The sequence below is a fragment of the Reyranella sp. genome (assembly GCF_044224635.1).
In the GTDB taxonomy this organism is placed as follows: domain Bacteria; phylum Pseudomonadota; class Alphaproteobacteria; order Reyranellales; family Reyranellaceae; genus Reyranella.
On record NZ_JBGAKA010000046.1, the window covers coordinates 46,006 to 65,689 of the forward strand.

Annotated in this window: 16 protein-coding genes; 4 read left to right on the forward strand and 12 right to left on the reverse strand. The window is 67.3% G+C overall.

Features of this window, described 5'->3' with window-relative positions:
- Positions 1 to 70: 70 nt before the first annotated feature.
- Positions 71 to 925, forward strand: a complete 855-nt coding sequence (locus tag ACILR9_RS29710; RefSeq protein ID WP_395713595.1) for an SDR family oxidoreductase — start codon at positions 71 to 73, stop codon at positions 923 to 925.
- Positions 926 to 929: 4 nt separating this feature from the next.
- Positions 930 to 1,649: an alpha/beta fold hydrolase gene (locus ACILR9_RS29715; RefSeq protein ID WP_395713596.1), complete on the forward strand. Its 720-nt coding sequence runs from the start codon at positions 930 to 932 to the stop codon at positions 1,647 to 1,649.
- A 128-nt stretch (positions 1,650 to 1,777) separates the two neighbouring features.
- Here the strand turns inward: ACILR9_RS29715 and ACILR9_RS29720 are convergent, their stop codons facing one another.
- From ACILR9_RS29720 to ACILR9_RS29760, 9 genes are all read right to left on the reverse strand, one after another.
- Positions 1,778 to 2,632, reverse strand: coding sequence for a CmcJ/NvfI family oxidoreductase (locus tag ACILR9_RS29720; RefSeq protein ID WP_395713597.1), 855 nt, complete (start codon positions 2,630 to 2,632; stop codon positions 1,778 to 1,780).
- A 256-nt stretch (positions 2,633 to 2,888) separates the two neighbouring features.
- A complete protein-coding gene (locus ACILR9_RS29725; protein WP_395713598.1) occupies positions 2,889 to 3,647 on the reverse strand; it encodes an SDR family NAD(P)-dependent oxidoreductase in 759 nt (252 codons plus the stop codon).
- Positions 3,648 to 3,650: 3 nt separating this feature from the next.
- Positions 3,651 to 4,361 (reverse strand): ABC transporter ATP-binding protein, encoded by a 711-nt coding sequence (locus ACILR9_RS29730; RefSeq protein WP_395713599.1) that lies wholly within the window; start codon positions 4,359 to 4,361, stop codon positions 3,651 to 3,653.
- A complete protein-coding gene (locus tag ACILR9_RS29735; protein WP_395713600.1) occupies positions 4,354 to 5,085 on the reverse strand; it encodes an ABC transporter ATP-binding protein in 732 nt (243 codons plus the stop codon). Before ACILR9_RS29735 ends, ACILR9_RS29730 begins: the two co-directional genes overlap by 8 nt.
- Positions 5,082 to 6,017, reverse strand: a complete 936-nt coding sequence (locus tag ACILR9_RS29740) for a branched-chain amino acid ABC transporter permease (RefSeq protein WP_395713601.1) — start codon at positions 6,015 to 6,017, stop codon at positions 5,082 to 5,084. The genes ACILR9_RS29735 and ACILR9_RS29740 overlap by 4 nt, the downstream gene beginning before the upstream one ends.
- A gap of 37 nt (positions 6,018 to 6,054) precedes the next feature.
- Positions 6,055 to 6,927, reverse strand: a complete 873-nt coding sequence (locus ACILR9_RS29745; protein ID WP_395713602.1) for a branched-chain amino acid ABC transporter permease — start codon at positions 6,925 to 6,927, stop codon at positions 6,055 to 6,057.
- 207 nt (positions 6,928 to 7,134) lie between these two features.
- Positions 7,135 to 8,340: an amino acid ABC transporter substrate-binding protein gene (locus ACILR9_RS29750; protein WP_395713603.1), complete on the reverse strand. Its 1,206-nt coding sequence runs from the start codon at positions 8,338 to 8,340 to the stop codon at positions 7,135 to 7,137.
- A 138-nt stretch (positions 8,341 to 8,478) separates the two neighbouring features.
- Complete coding sequence (locus ACILR9_RS29755) at positions 8,479 to 9,654, reverse strand: iron-containing alcohol dehydrogenase (protein ID WP_395713604.1); 1,176 nt, start codon at positions 9,652 to 9,654, stop codon at positions 8,479 to 8,481.
- Between the two features lie 245 nt (positions 9,655 to 9,899).
- Complete coding sequence (locus ACILR9_RS29760) at positions 9,900 to 10,643, reverse strand: dienelactone hydrolase family protein (RefSeq protein WP_395713605.1); 744 nt, start codon at positions 10,641 to 10,643, stop codon at positions 9,900 to 9,902.
- Positions 10,644 to 10,715: 72 nt separating this feature from the next.
- On the opposite strand from ACILR9_RS29760, the gene ACILR9_RS29765 reads away from it, so the two are divergent.
- Positions 10,716 to 11,912, forward strand: a complete 1,197-nt coding sequence (locus ACILR9_RS29765) for a CaiB/BaiF CoA transferase family protein (protein WP_395713606.1) — start codon at positions 10,716 to 10,718, stop codon at positions 11,910 to 11,912.
- A gap of 436 nt (positions 11,913 to 12,348) precedes the next feature.
- Here the strand turns inward: ACILR9_RS29765 and ACILR9_RS29770 are convergent, their stop codons facing one another.
- The 3 genes from ACILR9_RS29770 to ACILR9_RS29780 all read right to left on the reverse strand — a co-directional run bounded on the left by ACILR9_RS29770 (position 12,349) and on the right by ACILR9_RS29780 (position 18,040).
- Positions 12,349 to 13,434 (reverse strand): AI-2E family transporter, encoded by a 1,086-nt coding sequence (locus ACILR9_RS29770; protein ID WP_395713607.1) that lies wholly within the window; start codon positions 13,432 to 13,434, stop codon positions 12,349 to 12,351.
- A gap of 243 nt (positions 13,435 to 13,677) precedes the next feature.
- On the reverse strand, positions 13,678 to 14,859 hold the full coding sequence (locus tag ACILR9_RS29775) for an efflux RND transporter periplasmic adaptor subunit (protein ID WP_395713608.1): 1,182 nt from the start codon (positions 14,857 to 14,859) through the stop codon (positions 13,678 to 13,680).
- Positions 14,849 to 18,040: an efflux RND transporter permease subunit gene (locus ACILR9_RS29780; RefSeq protein ID WP_395713609.1), complete on the reverse strand. Its 3,192-nt coding sequence runs from the start codon at positions 18,038 to 18,040 to the stop codon at positions 14,849 to 14,851. Before ACILR9_RS29780 ends, ACILR9_RS29775 begins: the two co-directional genes overlap by 11 nt.
- A 177-nt stretch (positions 18,041 to 18,217) precedes the next feature.
- Here ACILR9_RS29780 and ACILR9_RS29785 point away from each other — a divergent pair.
- Positions 18,218 to 19,684, forward strand: a 1,467-nt coding sequence (locus tag ACILR9_RS29785) for a GMC family oxidoreductase (protein WP_395713610.1), incomplete at its 3' end; no start/stop codon positions are given.

The window sequence follows — 19,684 nt, forward strand, 5'->3', positions numbered from 1 at the left end:
CTGCGGTATGCGGAGACTAGCCGCCCCTTGCCGGGCCGGCTATAGAGCCCGAGTTGTTCTTGGGGGCGCCATGAGCCTGCGTAACAAGACCCTGTTCGTCACCGGCGCCAGCCGAGGCATCGGTCTCGCGATCGCTCTGCGCGCGGCGCGCGACGGCGCCAACGTCGCGGTTGCCGCCAAGACGGTGAAGCCCGATCCGCGGCTGCCCGGCACGATCTTCACGGCTGCCGAGGAGATCGAGAAGGCGGGCGGCAAGGCGTTGCCGCTGGCGTGCGATATCCGCAACGAGCAGAGCGTCGAGAAATCCGTCGCCGAGACGGTTGCGCGATTCGGCGGCATCGACATCGTGGTGAACAACGCCAGCGCGATCAGCCTGACGGGTACGCTGGCGACGCCGATGAAGCGCTACGACCTCATGCACCAGATCAACGCCCGCGGCACGTTTCTTGTTTCCCAGAAGTGCATCCCGCATCTCGAGAAGGCCGCGAACCCACACGTGCTCAACCTCTCCCCGCCGCTCGATTTCGACGTCAAATGGTTCGCCAATCACTCGGCCTACACGCTCGCCAAGTACGGCATGTCAATCTATGCGTGGGCGATGGCGGCCGAGTTCAAGGGCAAGGGCATCGCCTTCAACTGCCTGTGGCCGCGCACCGGCATCGCCACGGCAGCGATCCAGAACATTCTCGGTGGCGACGAAGGCATGAAGCGCTGCCGCAAGCCGGACATCATGGCCGACGCCGCCCATGCCATCTTCAACCGGGCAGCGAGCACCTGCACGGGAAACTTCTTCATCGACGACGAGGTCCTGGCGGCGGAGGGCGTCACCGACCTCGACAGGTACGCCGTCTCGCCCGGCACGCCCCTGATGCCCGACTTCTTCGTGCCCGCGCCCGGCGCGCGCACGCTGGTCGGGCGGAGCTGAGCCGGTGGCGACGTTCATGCTGGTCCACGGCGCCAGCCACGGCGGCTGGTGCTGGGAGAAGGTCAAGCCGCTTCTGGAAGCCGACGGCCATCGGGTCTGCGCCCCTGATCTGCCGGGAATGGGCAAGGACGACACGCCCCCCGCCAACGTCACACTCGCCGACAATGTCGAGAAGCTGTCGCGACTGCTCGACAAGATGGACGAGCCGGTCGTGCTGGTCGGCCATTCGCTGGGCGGCATCACCATCAGCGCGCTCGCCGAAGCGCGGCGACGAAAGCTCAAGGCGCTGGTCTATCTGTGCGCGATCCTGCCCCAGTCGGGCAAGACCGGACGCGACATGAGCAGTCTCGATCCCACGGCGATGTGGCGCCTGTCCCGCCAGGTCAGCCCAGACGGGCTCACCTACACCTTCGCGCGCGACAAGATGCCGGGCCTGTTCTACGCCGACGTCTCGCCCGAGGATCGCTACCGCGCCATGGAGCGGTTACGCCCCCAGCCTCTCGCCATCTCGACCACGCCGGTGACCCTCACGGAAGAGCGCTTCGGCTCGGTGCCACGGTGGTACATCGAGTGCACGTTCGACAACTCGCTCAAGATCGACCTGCAGCGCCAGATGGTGAAGTTGACGCCCTGCAAGGTCATCACCATGGAATGCGGCCATTCGCCGTTCTACAGCAATCCCGAGGAGCTGGTGGAACACCTCGAGGCGATCTCCAGGGCGTAGGTTCCCCGACATGATGAAAGGTCCCTCGCTGCGCTCGCGATGACAGTGTGCGCGTTGCACCAGCAATGGTGTCATCCCGAGCGCAGCGAGGGACCTTTCGTTGGAGCCGGCCGCAGGCCGGCAGTTTCTCAATCGAAAAACGCCAGCGTCCGCGTCTCGATGCTTTCGCGCGGCTTGGGGTTCGGCGGCGAGGACGGATCGTCGAACGCCGAGTGCAGCGAGAAGCGGGCGCGGCCGTCCTTCAGCGAGTCGTAGCACTTGATGAGCACGACCTCCTCGCGGGTCATGCGCGGGAAATAGCACCAGCGATGATCGGCGTTGTAGACGCCGATATAGATCTCGCCCACCCGATCCTCGTAGACCAGGTCGCACACCGCCAGGTCGCGTGGTGCGATGCTCTCTGAATCGACGAAGCCCAGCGGGGACATCTCGACCGGATCGTGCGAGACGTTGCGCCACACGTTGTATTCGGCGAAGCGCTTCTTCAGGCGCGCCTCGGCCTCGTCGGGCGGCAGCAGATCACGGACACGCTGCGGGCCGGACTTCTCGGTGTAGTCGTTGTGCACGCTGCGCACCGGCGCGCGATGACCGCGCTCGACGCCGCGATCGGCGGCGCGGATCGTGTGATCGAACACCACGACCTTCGACGCGCCGGTCTCGCGCTTGACCAGGGCCTCGACCTCGGGGTCGTAGACGCGGCGGATCTCGTCGCGGTCGTAGAAGTCGCGCACTGCCGTCTCATGTTGCGTCAGCACGAAGGCCTGGCGATCCAGCGACAGGTCCTTGGCGATCGGCCGGGCATTGTGGATGCGCACCTTGAAGTCGCGATAATTGCCGAGGCGCCGCGCCACGCCGGTGCCGATCGGCGGATTGTAGGTCACCGGCTTGACGCTGAGATCGGCCAGGTAGGGAACGCTGGCTTCGACCCAGGCAGCGAGCGGCGGCTGGTGGACGGCGGACGAAGCGTGCTGGACGGACGGCATGGGTTTCCTCCGGGGTCGGTCGACGGCAAAGATAAGGTCGATCGCCAGCCTTGCCTCATGAGAAGACTTCATGGGGTCGAAAGGCGATCAACGGTTCGGCTTGAGATCGCGCCAGAACTCCATCCTGTCCTCCTGTGAAGGTGCGCCGCGAGCGCGCCACTCCATGGCGCTCTTCTTGTCGATCACGCATCCCATGAGCGCCACGGAGTGGCGCGCTCCCGGCCATGAGTCTCGCCTAAGCTCCGCGCTACGCTGGTCAAACGTGCATGCCGCCGTCGGCCATCAGCACGCTCCCGGTGGTGAAGCAGCTCTTGTCCGAGGCGAGGAACAGCACTGTCTCGGCGACCTCCTCCGCCTTGGCGTGACGGCCGAGCGGAATCACCGAGTCGAGGAACTTGCCGGCATCGGTGCCGAGCGCTTCGCTGAGCCCGCGTTCGACGTCGCGCTGGAACTCGTTGTCGATCGGTCCCGGCGCCACGACGTTGACCCGCACGCCGCGCGGCGCTGCTTCCTTTGCGACGGTGCGCATCAGGCCGATCAGGCCGTGCTTGGACGCCGCATAGGCCGAGATGCCGGGGTCGCTGGTGACGCCGACCACGCTCGACGTCATGACGATGCTGCCGCCGTCGCGCATCTTGGGGAGGCCGTACTTGCAGGCCAGGAAGGAGCCCTTGAGGTTGACCGCGACCACCGCGTCGAACACCTCCTCGGGATAGTCCGCCACCGGCTTGATGACGCCGCTGATCCCGGCATTGCTGAACAGCACGTCGATCGGCCCCCAGCGCGCCACCGTGGCGTCGACATAGGCCTGGGTCGCACGGGCGTCGGTCACGTCGGCAAGCATGGCGGTCGCCCGCCCCTCCGGCATCGACTTGAGCACCGCATCGAGCCGCGCCCGGTCGCGATCGACCAGCATGACCTTGGCGCCCTCGGCAACGAAGCGCGCGGCGCTGGCGCGACCGAGGCTGCCGGCGGCGCCGGTCACGATGCAGATCCTGCCGTCCAGCATGCCCATGGATCATCTCCCGCCAAGGTAGGCGCGCTGCACCGCCGGATCGCCGGCCAGGTCGGCGGCGCGCCCGCTGCCGACGATGCGTCCGTTCTCGATCAGGTAGCCGCGGTCGGCGACCGCCAGGCTCCTGCGCGCGTTCTGCTCGACCAGCAGCACCGAGATGCCGTCGCCGCGAATCCGCTCGAGGGCGCGGAACAGCTCGCTGCACAGGAGCGGCGAGAGACCGAGCGACGGCTCGTCGAGCAGCAGCAGGTCGGGTGCCGACATCAGCGCCCGGCCGATCGCGACCATCTGCTGCTCGCCGCCGCTCATGGTGCGCGCGGTCTGTCCCAGGCGCTCGGCAAGCCGCGGGAACAGCGCCAGCACGCGGGCGCGATTGCGCTCTTCGCCGGCACGCGCGCGCGGCGCGAAGGCGCCGAGCAGCAGGTTCTCGCGCACCGTGAGATCGCCGAAGATCGCGCGGCCTTCCGGCACCAGCGCCAGGCCGGCTTCGACGACGGCGTGGGCAGGCAACCCGACCAGGCGACGTCCAGCGAGCGTCACCTGCGCCCCGGGAGCCGCCGGCAACAGGCCCGCCACCGCGCGCAGCAATGACGACTTGCCGGCGCCATTGGCGCCCAGGATGACCACGATCTCGCCGGCGCCAACGGTGAGCGCGGCCTGGTCGAGCGCCCGGTGCTTGCCGTACAGGACCGAGAGACCGGCGACCTCAAGCATCGCCGTCATCCCCCAGATAGGCGCGGACGACCTCACGGTCGGCCAGCACCTCCGCCGGCAGCCCCGAGGCGATCAGCCGGCCCGCATTCATCACCACGCAGCGATGGCAGAGCGAGCGGATCGCATCCATCACGTGCTCTACCAGCAGGATGGTGAGGCCCTGCCCATTCAGCGACCGGATGAGCGCGATACCGGCCTCGAGCTCGGTCGGGTTGAGGCCGGCCAGCCATTCGTCGAGCAGCAGCAGGTCGGGGCGGAGCGCGAGCGCGCGGGCGAGCTCGAGGCGCTTCTGGTCGATGTAGGTGAGCTCGCCGGGCAGCGCTTCGCGTACGCCGCCCAGCCCGACTCGGTCGAGCAGGCGATCCGCCTCGGCGTCGGCAGCGACGCCCCAGGCGCGGCGGCGTCCGAAGGCCAGGCCCGTCCGGACATTGTCGTGGCAGGTGAGCGAGGCGAGCGGCCGCACCAGCTGGAAGGTCCGCGCCACGCCGAGACGGGCGATGCGGTACGCTGGCTGGCCGCCAATCGGATGGCCGCGCAGGCTGATGCGGCCGGCGTCCGGGCGCAGCACGCCGGACAGCAGATTGAGCACCGTGGTCTTGCCCGAGCCGTTGGGGCCGAGCAGCCCGACGATCTCGTGCTCACCGACCACAAAGCCGAGCGAGTCGACGGCGACCAGCCCGCCGAACCGGCGCGTCAACCCGTCGACCTCGAGCAGCGCGCTCATGGCGACGCCTTCGTGGCAACCTGCCGGCGCACCGCATCCTCGACCAGGCCGACGACGCCACGCGGGATGACGTAGACGATCACCATGAAGACGACGCCGACCATGATGCTGAAGTGATTGGGGAAGTGGGCCAGCAGGTACTCGAGCAGCAGGGCCAGCGGCACCACGCCCAGCACCGGGCCATAGAGCCGGTGCACGCCGCCCAGCAGGGCCATGATCAGGACGGTGAAGGACACCACGGGATTGAAGGCGATGGCGGGATCGATGTAGGTCCAGCGCGGCGCCATGATTGCGCCGGTGAGGGTCATGAACACCGTGCTGAGCACGAACAGCGCGACCTTGGCGCGTGTGACGTCGATGCCCGAATGGCGCGCCACCGTCTCGTCGTCGCCGATCGCACGCAGGGCAAGCCCGAGCCGTGAGCGGCCGATCAGGAAGCCGATCGCGAAGACCAGCACGGCGAGCGCCAGGAGCTGCCAGTAGATCTGCGACGCCGTGATGTCGGCAAAGACGTAGCGGCCGAGTGTGCGCGTCTTGTTGACCTCGAACCAGGTCACCAGCTGGCGGACCAGCTCGGCCAGGCCGAAGCTGAAGATCACGAAATAGACGCCTGACAAGCGCAGGGTGGCGAGCCCGACGATCGCCGCCACGACGCTGCCCACGGCCATCGCGATCAGCAGCACCAGAGGCCACGCCAGCGTCTCGACGAAGACCGCCGTCGTGTAGGCGCCGATGCCGAAGAACGCCACGGTAGCCAGCGAGACGTAGCGCGTCGGCCCGGAGAACAGGCTCCACGCCGTCGCCAGCACCGTGTAGCTCACGATGTTGACGGCGAGCGACAGGCCGTAATCGGCGACGACCAACGGCAGTCCGGCGAGCAGCACGACGCCGGCCAGGCAGACGATACCGATCAGCGTGTCGCGTCCCGTCATCGGTTGCTCATCATCGGCAGGCCTTCACTGGCTGGCCTCATCGACTGGCTCTTCCGAGAATGCCCTGCGGCCGCACCAGCAACACGATCAGGAAGATCGCGTAGGTGGCGGCGAGCGTCAGGCCGGGATCGACGAACACGGCGACATAGTTCTCGACCAGGCCCAGCAGCAGGCCGGCGACCAGCGCGCCCAGCAGGTTGCCGACCCCGCCCATGATCACCACGACCAGCGCCTTCAGGGTGAACACGACGCCGAGATTGGCGTTGAAGGTGAGAAACATCGACACCAGCACGCCCGACGCCGCGACCAGCGCGCCGCCCAGCGCGAACGCGAGCGCCGAGGCGGTGCGCACGTCGATGGCGACCAGCTCGGCCGCCACCGGATCGACCGCGACGGCGCGCACGGCCGTGCCGATCCGCGTGCGCGTCAGGCCGAGATAGAGGCCGACGCCGATGACCACGGCGAGGACCAACGCCAGCAGGCGATTGGCCGCCACCGTCGCGCCAGCGATCTGCAACGGCACGGCGAGGAAGGAGTAGCTGTAGTAGGCGCCGCCGAAGATCGCGAGCATGACGCCCTGGATGACGAACAGCAGACCGAAGGTCGCCAGAATGCTGTCGACCTCGAGCGCGTCGCGCGTCCGGGCGCGGCGCACCAGCGGCTGCAGCAGGATGAGATAGATCGCGAAGCTCAGCGCGAAGGCGAGCGGCGGCACCACGATCAGCCCGATCAAGGGACTGATCGCCACGCCGGTGTAGAAGGAGAGTGCAGCGAAGGCCGCGGCAATCAGCAGCTCGCCGTAGCTCAGGTTCATGATGCGGGCGACGCCGTACTGCAGCGTCAATCCCATCGCGACCAGCGCATACATGCCGCCCAGCGTCACGCCGGACAGCGTCACCTCGAAGAGCATGGCGCCCTAGATCATCGGGCTTCCTCCCCAGCTTCGCTGGGGAGGTGCCCCGTCATATGTGCTCATGGGCTGTGTGATCGAGAAGAAGAAGAAGAAGAGCGCCGCGGAGTGGCGCGCGCCCGGCGCATGGCTCCTCCGTCGCCGTAACACGACGACACCTCCCCAGCGCAGACACTGGGGAGGAGAATGAAGGGAGTGGCCCCACCCTCAAGGCTTCCAGGCGGGCTTCGGCACGACCACCGGCGACACGCCGGCACGTTGCGGGGCCACGCCGGCGAAGAAGCCGTCCTGCCACTGGCCGATCAGCCAGAAATTGTCCTGCATCATGTTGTCGACCAGCTTCACCTTGCCCAGCACGGTGTCGAACGTGCCGGTCTGCAGCTCCTTGACGATGGCGGCGCGGTCGATCTTGCCGACGCGCTCGATCGCCTGCTCGAGCATCTGCAAAGAGGCGTAACCGATCTGGCTGCCCCAGCGGTCGGGACCACGCTTGAACATCTCCTCGTGCTTCTTGGCGTAGGCCTGGGTCGAGGCGTTGTCCTTCGACCAGCCGCCGAGCGACATGATTCCTTCGACGTTGGCGCCGAAGCGCTGCGGGTAGAGCGGGAAGCCAACGCCGACCCCCAGGAACATCACCTTCGGCGCATAGGAGGCGACCTTGGCCTGCTCGGTCAGCGCCAGCGTGTCGGGCGGATAGGAGAAGGCGACGAAGGTGTCGGCGCCGGAGCGCGCTGCTTCGCCGATCAGCGGCGACAGGTCCTGCGTGCCGATCGGATAGCTCTTGTCGTAGGCGAGCTTGAAGCCGGCGTCTGTGAAGCCCTTGCGCGCAGCCTGCGAGAGATCGATGCCGAAGCCGTCGGCGATGCTGATCATCGCGATGTTCGGGCCGATCTTGCCTTCGTCGCGCAGCTTCTTCAGCAGCCCGGTCAGGGCGTCGACATACTGCTTGCTGGTGCCGAGCAGCCAGAAGCTGTTGGGCCAGCGCTTGGCCAGATCGGGCGCGCGGTCGGTGACGGCGCTGAAGGCGAGTTGCGGATAGCCGTACTTGTTGAACACTGGACCGACCGCCAGATTGAGGCCGGTGCCCCACGGCGGGAACAGCAGGTCGACCTTGTCCTGGGTCACCAGCCGCTCGACCGCGCGCACCGCCTCCTCGGAGTTGGAGCGGTCGTCGTATTCGATGACCTCGATCGGCACGCGCTTGCCACCGACCATCAGGCCGCCCTTGGCCATCACGTCCTTCACCCACATCTCGTAGTTCGGGATCTGGGTGATGCTGGCACCGCCGGCATTGGGACCGGTCTTGGAGATGGCGTAGCCGATCTTGACCTTGTCCTGTGCCGAGGCGGTGCCAGCGAGCACGGATGCCGCGGCCGCCACGGCTGCGAGCAGACGCAATCCGAGTCCGATCATGAAGTCCCCTCCTCCGCGTTTCTTCCCCTAGGGTCCGAGGCTCGAAGACCTTCAGACCTCGTTGTCCTTGTTAATGAGAGCGAGTTGCAACTCGTTCTCACTCCAGACTATATCGTTTGCAGACCAAATCAAATCCAATCACGCCGCCAGCTCGAGTATCTCCCTGACCTCGGCCGGGCTCGTGATCGGCCGCGGATTGTTGAGCACGGCGCGATCATGCATCGACTTCTCGGCGATCTCCTGGAAGCGGTCGCGGCCGACACCCACCTCGGCGAGCCGGCCCGGCAGGCCAAGCGACTTCACCAGCGCGGCCACGAGTTCTGCCGCCGCCACATCGGGCTTGCCGAATGCCTCGCTGACCCGCTTCTGGCGCTCCGCATTCGCCGGCAGGTTCCAACGCAACACCGACGGCAGCATCACGCACGAAGTATGGCCGTGCGGCACGTGGCAGGCCGCGCCCAGCACATGGCCTATGCCGTGGCTCGCGCCGGTGCCGACGCCCGACGTGCCAGCGCCGATCGACAGCCACATCCCGAACTGCAGGTCGAGCCGCGTCGCCATGTCGTCCGGCGCCTGCCTGTGCGCGGGGAGCGCGCGCGTCAGGAGCCGCAACGCCTCTGTCGACGTGCCCAGCACGAAGGGATGCGCCTGCTGCGCGCACAGCCGCTCGACGGCGTGATCGACCGCCTTGATCCCGGTCGACAGCATGAGGTCCATCGGTGTGGCGAGGGTCGCGGCCGGATCGAGCACGATGACGCGCGGCACGACCAGGCGATGGCCGAAGCTTTCCTTGATGCCGTAGCGGGTGTCGCTGATGCCAGCGAAGGGGTTGAACTCCGCGGCCGACAAGGTGGTCGGCACGGCGAGCATGCGGATCGCATCGGCCGGCGGCTTGATCGCCTCGGATGGCGGCGCAGCGCCCTCCTTGGGCCGGCCGGCGCGATAGGGATCCAGGTCTTCGATGCGGGTCACGCCCTGCCACAACGCGATCAGTATCGTCTTGGTGGCGTCGATCGCCGAGCCGCCGCCTACCGCCACCATCAGATCGGCCTTGGCCGCGCGGGCCAGCGCCGTCCCCTCGACCACACAGGCGCGCGGCGAATGCGCGGTGATCCCGGCATAGACGCCGGCATAGCGATCGCCGAGCGCGCGCACGATGTCGGCCAGCAACGCGCTCTGCGCTACCGACTTCGAGGTCGTGATGAAGACACGCGACGCGCCCAGCCGCTCGGCCTCGGCGCGCAACGCCGGCCCCGCCGGCTTGCCGTAGACGACGCGCTCGATGTCCTGGTGCCCGTGAATGCCGCTCAGCATGGTGTTCGACCTTGTCGTGAGGAAGAGAAAGGTCCCTCGCTTACGGCGTTTGCTTCGCAAACGCCTCTCTCGGGACGACAACATTGATGTCATCCTGAGCGTAGCGAAGGATCTCATCGCCAGAAGTTCCAAAGTGCACTGGTAGCAGGCGGCGATGAGGTCCTTCGCTACGCTCAGGACGACAGGAGGTTTCCGTTCGAGCCTAGCGAGAGACCTCGCACAGGGGAAGCCAACGCCATCCGCCCTCACCCTAGATGGCGCCGATACAGCGCCAGCATGCGCTCGAAGTGCTTCTCGCCCGCCGCCCGATGGTAGGTGCCACGGTCGGTGAAGGCGTAGCCGTGATGCGTGCCGGGCTCGATCTCGGCACGTGACGGAAACGGCGCGGCGGCCAGCATCCTCTCGAAGGCGGCGACCTGGTCGAGCGGCACGTAGGTGTCGTGCTCGGCGAAGGCGTAGTACCCCTCGGCGGTGATGTCACCCAGACCGAGGTGCGGCGAGTCCGACGCGGCCGTGATCAGGCGCGTGCCGTAGTAGGACGCGAAGCAGGCGATGCGGTCGGGATGCCTGGCCGCCGCCACCGTGACGAAGGCGCCGCTCATGCAATAGCCGACCAGGCCGACCTTGTCCGGCCGCGCTTCGGCCAGCGCCGGCAGCGCATCGAGCACCGCGCCGACGTCGGCGGCGACCTTGTCGTTGGAGATCGAGCCGACCATACCGAACATCTTCTTCAGGTTGGCTTCGGCATCAGGGTGATCACGCGTCGGGCCGAGCACGAATTCCCGCACGGTGCGGTAATAGAAATTGGGCAGCAGCACGAGGTAGCCCGCCCGGGCGATGCGCCGGCCGATCTCGCGCAGGCCCTCGCGCACGCCGGGCGCGTCCATCAGCATCAGCACCACCGGCAGGCGGCCGCCTTTGTCGGGCCGCGCCGACCAGCAATTCATCGCACCGTCGCGCGTGGCGATATCGAGCTCGCGTTCGATCATGGCCGACCGTATCGAGGCCGCTGGTCCTGGTCTATAACCGCAGCCTGTCGTGTGGTTCGGGAGAGGAATTTCATGTCAGGTGCCCTGGAAGGCCTGAAGGTCGTCGATTTGTCGCGTGTGCTGGGCGGCCCCTATTGCGGCCAGATGCTCGCCGACCACGGCGCCGAGGTGATCAAGATCGAGCCGCCGCAGGGCGACGAGACGCGGCTGTGGGGTCCTCCCTTCGACGACGACGGCATCTCGGCCTACTTCTCCGGCATCAACCGCAACAAGCGCACTGTCGCCCTCGACCTCTCCCAGCCGGAAGGCCGTGACGTGCTCCTGAAGCTGCTCGAGCAGGCCGACGTGCTGATCGACAATTTCAAGACCGGCACGATGGAGAAATGGGGCATCGGCTATGCCGACACGCTTTCCAAGAAATTCCCGCGGCTGGTCCATGCCCGCGTGTCGGGCTTCGGCTCCGACGGACCGCTCGGCGGCTTTCCCGGCTACGACGCCATGGTTCAGGCCTCGGCCGGCCTGGTGTCGGTCAACGGCGCGCCCGACAGCGGACCGGTGCGTGTCGGCGTGCCGGTGGTCGATCTGTCGACCGGCATGAACGCCTGCATCGGCATCATGATGGCGCTCTACGAGCGCAACCGCTCCGGCAAGGGCCAGTTCGTCGACGCCACGCTGTACGATAGCGCCATCGCCCTGCACCAGCCGCACGCGCCCAACTACTTCGTCGCCGGCGCGACGCCCAAGCTGGTCGGCAACAGCCACGGCAGCTTGGCGCCCTACAGCAATTTCCCGACCAAGGGCCGCAACATCGTGATCGGCGCCGGCAACGACGGCCAGTTCCGCAAGCTTACGCAACTGCTCGGCAAGCCCGAGCTGGCGTCCGACCCGCGCTTCAAGACCAACAAGGATCGCGTCGCCAACCGGCCGGCGCTCGAGGCCGAGCTGCGCACGCTGACCAAGGACGTCGACGGCGAGAGCTTCGCCACCATGCTGATGGAAAACGGCGTGCCGTCGGGTGCGGTGATGGAAGTGCCCGACGTCATGGAGCATCCGCACACCCGCCATCGCGGCATGGTGTGGGAGAAGGATGGCTATCGCAACGTCGGCAACCCGGTGAAGCTCTCGCGCACGCCGGCGAGCCCGCGGAGCAAGCCCCGGCGCTTCGGCATCGACACCAGGGCGGTGCTCGCCGAAGCGGGATATTCGGCGGCGGAGATCGACAAGCTCGTCGCCTCGGGCATTGCGCTGACAGAGATCAGGAAAGCGTAGCGTTTCATCGCTGGGATCGCGCCGCCAACAAGAAACAGACTCTTGTGCCGGGAGCGCGCCACTCCGATGGCGCTCATGGGATCTGTGATCGGCAAGATGAGCGCCATGAGATGAGCGCCATCGGAGTGGCGCGCTCCCACAACGCGTTCTGGATAGGTCAAGAGCACTGGCTTGATAATCCACCTGTCCCGACCTTACTTCTATGGTGTGCAACATGAAGGAGGGTAGGTATGGGCCTATGACTCCACCGGGCCAACCAGGGTGACGCGGCACCGGGAACACCGCGATCCAATTGTCCCAGGCAGCTCGTCCCGCACGCGCAGGGATGACTCGCCGACCTCCCGAGAGGCGATGGAGGGGACGATGTCCCGAAAGAGCCCCGCCTGCTGCCCGTGGGCGGGGCTCCTGATTCGGGCTTCCTGATTCCGGGCCTCCGTCATGGCGCCATCGGCGGCCCTTGCGGCCGCTCGCGGACCCACGCCGAGACGAGATCGTAGAACACCGACAGCACGACCGGCCCGACGAACAAGCCGATCAGCCCGCCAGCCAACGTGCCGCAGATGACGCCGGCCAGGATGATCACCATCGGCGTCTGCAGGCCGCGTGCCATGACCAGGGGCCGCAGGATATTGTCAAGCAGAAGCAACGGTGCCGTATAGACGGTGAGCAGAGCGGCACCCAGGATCGGCAGGGTGAACCACGCCCACACCAGCACCGGCAGCATCACCAGGCCGGGTCCGACCTGGACGATCGCCAGCACCAGGGCGGCGAACGTGATCGCGCCCGCGAAAGGCACCCCTGCCACCAGCATGCCGACACCGAGCAGGGCCGCCTGCAGCAGGGCGACGCCGATGACGCCCTGCGACACGTTGCGGATGGTGGCCCCGGCGATCTCGAGGAAATGCCGGCCGCGCACGGCCGTGACACGGTTGGCGATTCCATCCACGAAGCCGGTCAGCCGCTCCGAGTAGGCGAGCAGCACGCCGGAGACGATGATCGCCGCCGCGAACTGCAGGACTTCCAGGGCGATGCCTGCCGCCATGCGACCGACGAAACGGCCGGCCTCCGTGAGCTGCGCCACATGGGCCGTCAGCAGCGCGCGGATGTCCTCCGACGCGGCCTGCCAGAAATCGAAGATACGCTGGCCGATCACCGGCCAGCTGCGGATCGATTCGGTCGGCGGCGGTATGACGTGACCGCCCTTGCCGAGGACCTTGGCATAGGCTTCGAGCGACTCGATCGCCGACGCCGCGAGCAGCGCCACCGGTCCGAGCACGAGCGCCAGCAGGAACAGCGAGAGCAGCGACGCGGCGAGGCCGTTGCGCAAATGGAGCCGCCGGCGCAGGAAGGCGAACACTGGGAAGACCGCCACCGCCAGGATCACCGACCACAGCAACAACGGCACGACTGGCCGCAACAGCAGCAGGCTGACCACGACGATGGCGGCAATCAGGGCCATGCGAATCGCGAGGTCGATCACGAACCGTGAAACCTCGGCGCGGCCGCGCTCGGTATCGATCATAGGCGTCTCCCCCGTGTGAGCCTGTGATCGTCCTGTTTAGCCGGGTTGCCGGCGGCGGGCCATGATCGAGGCCATCGGTTGTTCTCGCGTCCCTCATTCCTCCTCCCCAGCTTCGCTGGGAGGTGTCGCGTCTTAGGCGACGGAGGGGTCATGAGTCGTGGCCCCGCTGCGCCTTGTGACTCATGACCCCTCCGCCCCGTATGACGGGGCACCTCCCCACCTTCGGTGGGGAGGAAGGATGAATCACCGCACCGCCTTCGCTTTCGGCACCTCGACCACGCGCACGGGGTCGCCGTCGGCGAGGCCGTCGGGCGGGCTGTCGATGATGCGGTCGGTGGCCGCGATGCCGGTGGCGATCTCGACGGTCTGGCCGAGGTCGCGCGCGATCGTCACCGGCTTCAGCTGGACCTTGCCGTTGGCGTCGACGACGGCGACGCGCAGGCCCTTCTGGCCGAAGATCAGCGCGCCCGCGGGGACACTAAGAGCCTGCAGGTTGGCCGGCAGCTCGATGCGCGTGTTGGCGAAGGCGCCCGGCATCAACTCGCCGGAGCCATTGTCGACCACCAGCTGCATGCGCGTCGTGCCGGTCTGGGCATCGACGGCGCGCGCCGAGGCCTCGACCACGCCGCTGTACACCTTGCCGGGATACTCCGGCACGGTGATCTCGACCTTGGAGTTGATCCTGACCGCCGGCACGTAGTTCTGCGGCACGCTGACGGTGAGCCTGAGCTTGCTGACGTCGGAGATGACGAACAGCGCGAGCCCGGCGCTCGAATCGGCGTTGATCAGCGCGCCGAGATCGGTGTTGCGCGCCGTGACGATGCCGTCGAACGGCGCCGTCAGGCGCTTGAAGGCCGACAGAACCTCGAGCCGGTCGACCGCAGCCTGCGCCGCCTTGGTCAAGGCCTGCTTGACCGTGAGGTCGCCAATCTTCTCGTCGACTGTCTGGCGCGACACGGTGTTGGCGGTGCCGAGCTGCTGCCAGCGCTGCGCCGTCACCGTGGCCAGCGATTCGGCCGCCTGGGCGCTCGCCAGCGCCGCCTTGGCCTGCAGCAGCTGCTGGTCGAGGTCGGGCGCCTCGATCTCGCCCAGCAGCTGGCCTGCCTTCACCGGCGAGCCGATATCGACGTACCAGGCCTTCAGGAACCCGGCGACGCGGGCATAGATCGGCGCCCGCGAATAGGCTTCCAGCCGCCCCGGCAGGTCGAGCGAGGTCTTGCCGGTACCGGAGGTCGGTGCGACGACGCTGACCGCCGGAACGGCCTGCGTGTCGGTCCATTCCTTGAGCTTGGCCTCGCTGACATTGCGGTTCCAGATCCCGCTCGCGACCACGAACGCCAAGACCAGCACGCCGGCGAAGCCGACGAGGATCAGGCCGCGGCGGCGGCGCGGCGGCGAAGGCTCGGGAGGTGACTCAGGCGACATGCGGAGCTCCGACGGCACCGGGAGCGGCAATCGTCTTGCCGTGATGCCGATGAATGACGCTGAAGACGACGGGAACGAAGATGAGCGTGGCAACCGTCGCAAAGATCAGGCCACCGATGACGGCGCGGCCGAGCGGCGCATTCTGCTCGCCGCCCTCGCCCAGACCGAGGGCCATCGGCGCCATGCCGATGATCATGGCGAGTGCCGTCATCAGCACCGGCCGGAAGCGCACGAAGCCCGCTTCCAGGGCGGCCGCAGTGGCGTCGCCCAGCTCGACCAGCCGCTCGCGGGCGAAGCTCACCACCAGCACGGAGTTGGCGGTCGCCACGCCCATGCACATGATGGCGCCGGTCAGCGCCGGCACCGACAGGGTCGTGTAGGTCGCGAACAGCATCCACACGATGCCGGCCAGCGCCGCCGGCAGGGCCGTGATGATGACGAACGGATCGCTCCACGACTGGAAATTCACGACGATCAGCAGGTAGATCAGGACGATGGCGCCGAGCAGGCCGAACAGCAGGCCGGAGAAGGCGCTCTCCATGGTCTTGACCTGGCCCTGCACCTTGACCGCGCGGATGCGCGGCGAGGCGTTGGGTGCCAGCTCCTCGATGATGCGCCTTATGTCGGCTGCCACCGCGCCGAGGTCGCGGCCCTGCACGCCGGCATAGACCTGCACCATGCCCTGCAGGTCGTATTGCGAGACCACGGCGTTGGCCCTGTCGCGCCGCATGTCGGCAACGCCGCCCAGCACCTGCAGGGAACTGGCGGCCGGAGCGGCGATCGGCAGATTGGAGAGCGCGGCCAGCGAATCCAGCCGGTATTGCGGTGTCTGCAGCACGATCGAATAGGACACGCCGTTGGCCGGGTTGAGCCAATAGGTTGGCGCCACCTGGCTGGAGCCCGCCAGGTTGACCACCAGCGAATTGGTGATGTCGCGCGTCGTGAGCCCAACATACTGCGCCCGGGTGCGGTCGATATCGACGGCGAACACTGGCGCGCTGCGTGACTGCTGGATGCGCGCATCGACCACGCCAGGAACCTGGCGGATGCGCGCCAGCAGCCGGTTGGCGTGCTCGAAGTTGGCGTTGAGGTCGGACCCGCGCACCTGCACGTCGATCGGCGAGGGCGCGCCGAAATTCAGGATCTGGCTGATGATGTCGGCCGGCAGGAAGGAGAAGGCGAAGCCCGGAAACATCTCGGGCAGCCGCTGGCGCAGCTCGCGCACGTAGTCGGCGGTCGGCCCGTGATGCTCGGTGAGCTTGATCTGGATGTCGCCGTCCTGCGGGCCGATCGTGCCGGTGTTGTTGTAGGTCATGTTGATGCCGCTCACCGGCATGCCGACATTGTCGGCCATGGCGGCGATCTCCTGCGGCGGGATGATCTGGCGGATCGCCTTTTGGATGGCGGCGAAGTGGTTGGCCGTCTCCTCGACCCGGGTGCCCACCGGGGCGCGCGCATGCATCAGGATCTGGCCCGAATCGACCGAGGGGAAGAAGTTGCGGCCGAGGAACGGCGTGAGCAGGAACGAGGCGACCACGAAGGCCATGAAGACGACGATGAACACGCCGCGATGCGCCAGCGCCATCGCCAGCAGGTCGCGATAGAAGTAGCGGAAGCGCTCGAAGCGCGCCTCGAAGCCGCGCTGGAAGCGCACCAGGGGATTGCGCGATGGCGGCTTCCCGCCATGCTCGTGGGCCGAATGCGGCTTCAACAGGTAGTTCGCCATGGTCGGCACCAGGGTGCGCGACAGGATGAACGAGCAGATCATGGCGAACATCACCGACAGCGCCATCGGCACGAACAGGAAGCGCGCCACGCCTTCGAGGAAGAACATCGGCACGAACACGATACAGATGCAGAGCAGCGAGACGAAGGCCGGCGTCACGATCTGCCGGGCGCCGTCCATGATCGCCGTCTCGACATCCTTGCCCTGCTCGAGATGCCAATTGATGTTCTCGATCGTCACCGTGGCGTCGTCGACCAGGATGCCGACGGCGAGCGCCAGGCCGCCCAGGGTCATGATGTTCAACGTCTCGCCGAACGCCGCCAGCAACGCGATCGATCCCAGGATGGCGAGCGGAATCGAGGTGGCGATGATCACGGTCGAGCGCCAGCTGCCGAGGAACAGCAGGATCATCAGGCTGGTCAGGACGGCGGCAATCACGGCTTCGACCGCGACCCCGGCGATCGCACCCTCGACGAACAGCGACTGGTCGCCCAGGATCGCGATGCCGACATTGTCGGGCAGCGACTTCTTCAGGTCCTCGACGCGCTGCTTGATGCCGTCGATGATCGCGAGCGTCGACACCGAGCCGTTCTTCAGCACCTGCAGCAGCACGGAGCGGCTGCCGTCGACATGGACGATGTTGGTCTGCGGCGGGTTGCCGTCGCGTACCTGGGCGACGTCGCGCAGATAGACCATCGCCCCGTTGGCCGCGAACACCGGCAGGTCGGCGAGAGCGGCGAAGTCGCTCGGCGCATTGTTGAGCTGGATGGCGTATTCGTAAGCACCGATCTTCTGAGTCCCGGCCGGAGTCAGAAGGTTCTGCGCCGCCAGGGCATTGGCGACGTCGGCCCCCGACAGCCCGCGCGCCTGCAGGGCGGCGGGGTCGAGGTCGATCTGGATCTGGCGGAACTTGCCGCCGAACGGGAACGGGATGGCCGCGCCCGGCACCGTGACCAGGGGCGTGCGCACGGTGTTGATGGCGATGTCGAACACCGCCTGCTCGGAGATGCCTCGCCCGGCCAGCGCCAGCTGGATGATCGGCACGGTCGAGGCGTTGTAGTTCAGGATCAGGGGCGGCGTGATGTTGGGCGGCATCTGCCGCAGCACGGTCTGCGAGATCGCCGTGACCTGGGCGTTGGCGGTGCGGATGTCCGTGCCGGGCTGGAAGAAGACCTTGACGATGCCGACGCCGGTATAGGACGTGCCCTCGATATGCTCGATGTCGTTGACGGTAGTGGTGAGGGCGCGCTGGAAATTCAGCATCACCCGGCCCGACATCTGGTCAGGCGGCAGGCCGGTGTACTGCCAGACGACGGCGATCACGGGGATGCGGATTTCGGGGAAGATGTCGACCGGCGTGCGCAGGGCCGACAGCGGGCCGACGATCAGGATCAGCAGGGCGAGGACGACGAACGTGTAGGGCCGCTTCAGGGCGACCCGGACAATTCCCAGCATGCGGCGGTACTTCCCAACGCGACCCGGGAGCCGACCGCTCCCCGGCGACGCTGGCCCCCGATCATGCCACCATGTGTAGTCTCGCCTGTCGAGACGATATTGCCCCTGCTTCGTGCATGGCTCTGGGCTAGCTTTGCATGGACTGTAACGACGCCGTGAACGGGAGGGACCGAAGCCATGGCCGATTACGACTACATCATCGTGGGCGCAGGCTCGGCCGGCGGCGCGCTCGCCGCGCGCCTGAGCGAGAACCCGAAGAACAAGGTGCTGCTGCTGGAGGCGGGCGCGGCGAGCCATCCCTACTCGCGCATGCCGCTGTCGTTCGGCCTGCTGATCGACAATCCGGCGGCCAACTGGTGCTACCAGTCCGAGCCGGAGCCCAATACGGCGAACCGCACGATCCCGGTGCCGCGTGGAAAACTGCTGGGCGGCTCGAGCTCGATCAACGGGCTGGTCTGGGTGCGCGGCCAGCCGCTCGATTTCGACACCTGGGCTCAGATGGGCTGCCGCGGCTGGAGCTGGCACGACGTCGCGCCGCTCTTCACCCGCATCGAGACCTTCGTCGACGGCGACGGCAGCCACGGCCGCGGCACGTCGGGCCCGCTCAAGGTCTCGACCGTACCCGACCAGAACCCGCTCTACGACGCGCTGTTCGCCGCCGCCAAGGCGGCCGGCTTCAAGCTCAACCCGGACTACAACAGCGAGGACCAGGAAGGCATCGTCAAGACCCAGACCTCGATCTACAAGGGCCGCCGCATGAGCGTGGCGCACTGCTACATCGAGCCGGCGATGAAGCGCTCGCCCAACCTGCAGGTCGTCACCAACGCCCTGACGCTGCGCGTCCTGCTCGATGGCAAGCGCTGCACCGGCGTCGAGTACGAGAAGGACGGCAAGGTCGTGCAGGCGCGGGCGCGCGAGACCATCCTGTCGGCCGGTGGCGTCGCCAGCCCGCAGATCCTCGAGCTGTCGGGCATCGGCCAGCCCGAGCTCTTGAAGAAGCACGGCATCGCGGTCAAGCACGAGCTCAAGGCGGTCGGCGAGAACTTTCGCGACCACATCAACGCCCGCATCGTCTGGAAGGTGAAGGACCCCAGGGTCTCCTACAACCACATGGCGCGCGGCCTCGGCGCGGTGACCCAGATGACCAGGTACCTGCTGACCGGCGGCGGCTTCATGAGCCTGCCCTCGGCGCCTTTGCTCGGCTTCCTCAAGACCCGACCCGAGCTCGCCACGCCCGACATCCAGCTGCATCTCGTGCCCTACTCGATCAAGGACCCGAAGACGCGCAAGCTGCAGGATTTCCCGTCGATGACGATCGCCTGCTACCAGCTCCGGCCCGAGAGTCTGGGCTCGATCCATATCCGCTCGGCCGATCCCAAGGCGCAGCCGGCGATCCGCTTCAACTTCCTGGCCGATCCGATCGACCAGCAGGCGATGACCGGCGGCTTCCGCCTGATGCGCAAGCTGGTCGCCGCCCAGCCCCTGGACGTCTACCGCGGCGAGGAGTTCTCGCCCGGCCCCGCGGTGACCAGCGACGAGGAGATCCTGACCTGGATTCGCAACAACTCGCAGACCGCCTACCATCCGATCGGCACCTGCCGCATGGGCCCGGCCGGCCCGACCACGGTGGTCGACGACAAGCTC

Excerpts from the sequence above, each read along its gene's own strand:
- ACILR9_RS29710 (WP_395713595.1), top strand. The coding sequence starts at position 71 with ATGAGCCTGCGTAACAAGACCCTGTTCGTCACCGGCGCCAGCCGAGGC.
- ACILR9_RS29720 (WP_395713597.1), bottom strand. The coding sequence starts at position 2,632 with ATGCCGTCCGTCCAGCACGCTTCGTCCGCCGTCCACCAGCCGCCGCTC.
- ACILR9_RS29725 (WP_395713598.1), bottom strand. The coding sequence starts at position 3,647 with ATGGGCATGCTGGACGGCAGGATCTGCATCGTGACCGGCGCCGCCGGC.
- ACILR9_RS29730 (WP_395713599.1), bottom strand. The coding sequence starts at position 4,361 with ATGCTTGAGGTCGCCGGTCTCTCGGTCCTGTACGGCAAGCACCGGGCG.
- ACILR9_RS29735 (WP_395713600.1), bottom strand. The coding sequence starts at position 5,085 with ATGAGCGCGCTGCTCGAGGTCGACGGGTTGACGCGCCGGTTCGGCGGG.
- ACILR9_RS29740 (WP_395713601.1), bottom strand. The coding sequence starts at position 6,017 with ATGACGGGACGCGACACGCTGATCGGTATCGTCTGCCTGGCCGGCGTC.
- ACILR9_RS29745 (WP_395713602.1), bottom strand. The coding sequence starts at position 6,927 with ATGCTCTTCGAGGTGACGCTGTCCGGCGTGACGCTGGGCGGCATGTAT.
- ACILR9_RS29750 (WP_395713603.1), bottom strand. The coding sequence starts at position 8,340 with ATGATCGGACTCGGATTGCGTCTGCTCGCAGCCGTGGCGGCCGCGGCA.
- ACILR9_RS29755 (WP_395713604.1), bottom strand. The coding sequence starts at position 9,654 with ATGCTGAGCGGCATTCACGGGCACCAGGACATCGAGCGCGTCGTCTAC.
- ACILR9_RS29760 (WP_395713605.1), bottom strand. The coding sequence starts at position 10,643 with ATGATCGAACGCGAGCTCGATATCGCCACGCGCGACGGTGCGATGAAT.
- ACILR9_RS29765 (WP_395713606.1), top strand. The coding sequence starts at position 10,716 with ATGTCAGGTGCCCTGGAAGGCCTGAAGGTCGTCGATTTGTCGCGTGTG.
- ACILR9_RS29770 (WP_395713607.1), bottom strand. The coding sequence starts at position 13,434 with ATGATCGATACCGAGCGCGGCCGCGCCGAGGTTTCACGGTTCGTGATC.
- ACILR9_RS29775 (WP_395713608.1), bottom strand. The coding sequence starts at position 14,859 with ATGTCGCCTGAGTCACCTCCCGAGCCTTCGCCGCCGCGCCGCCGCCGC.
- ACILR9_RS29780 (WP_395713609.1), bottom strand. The coding sequence starts at position 18,040 with ATGCTGGGAATTGTCCGGGTCGCCCTGAAGCGGCCCTACACGTTCGTC.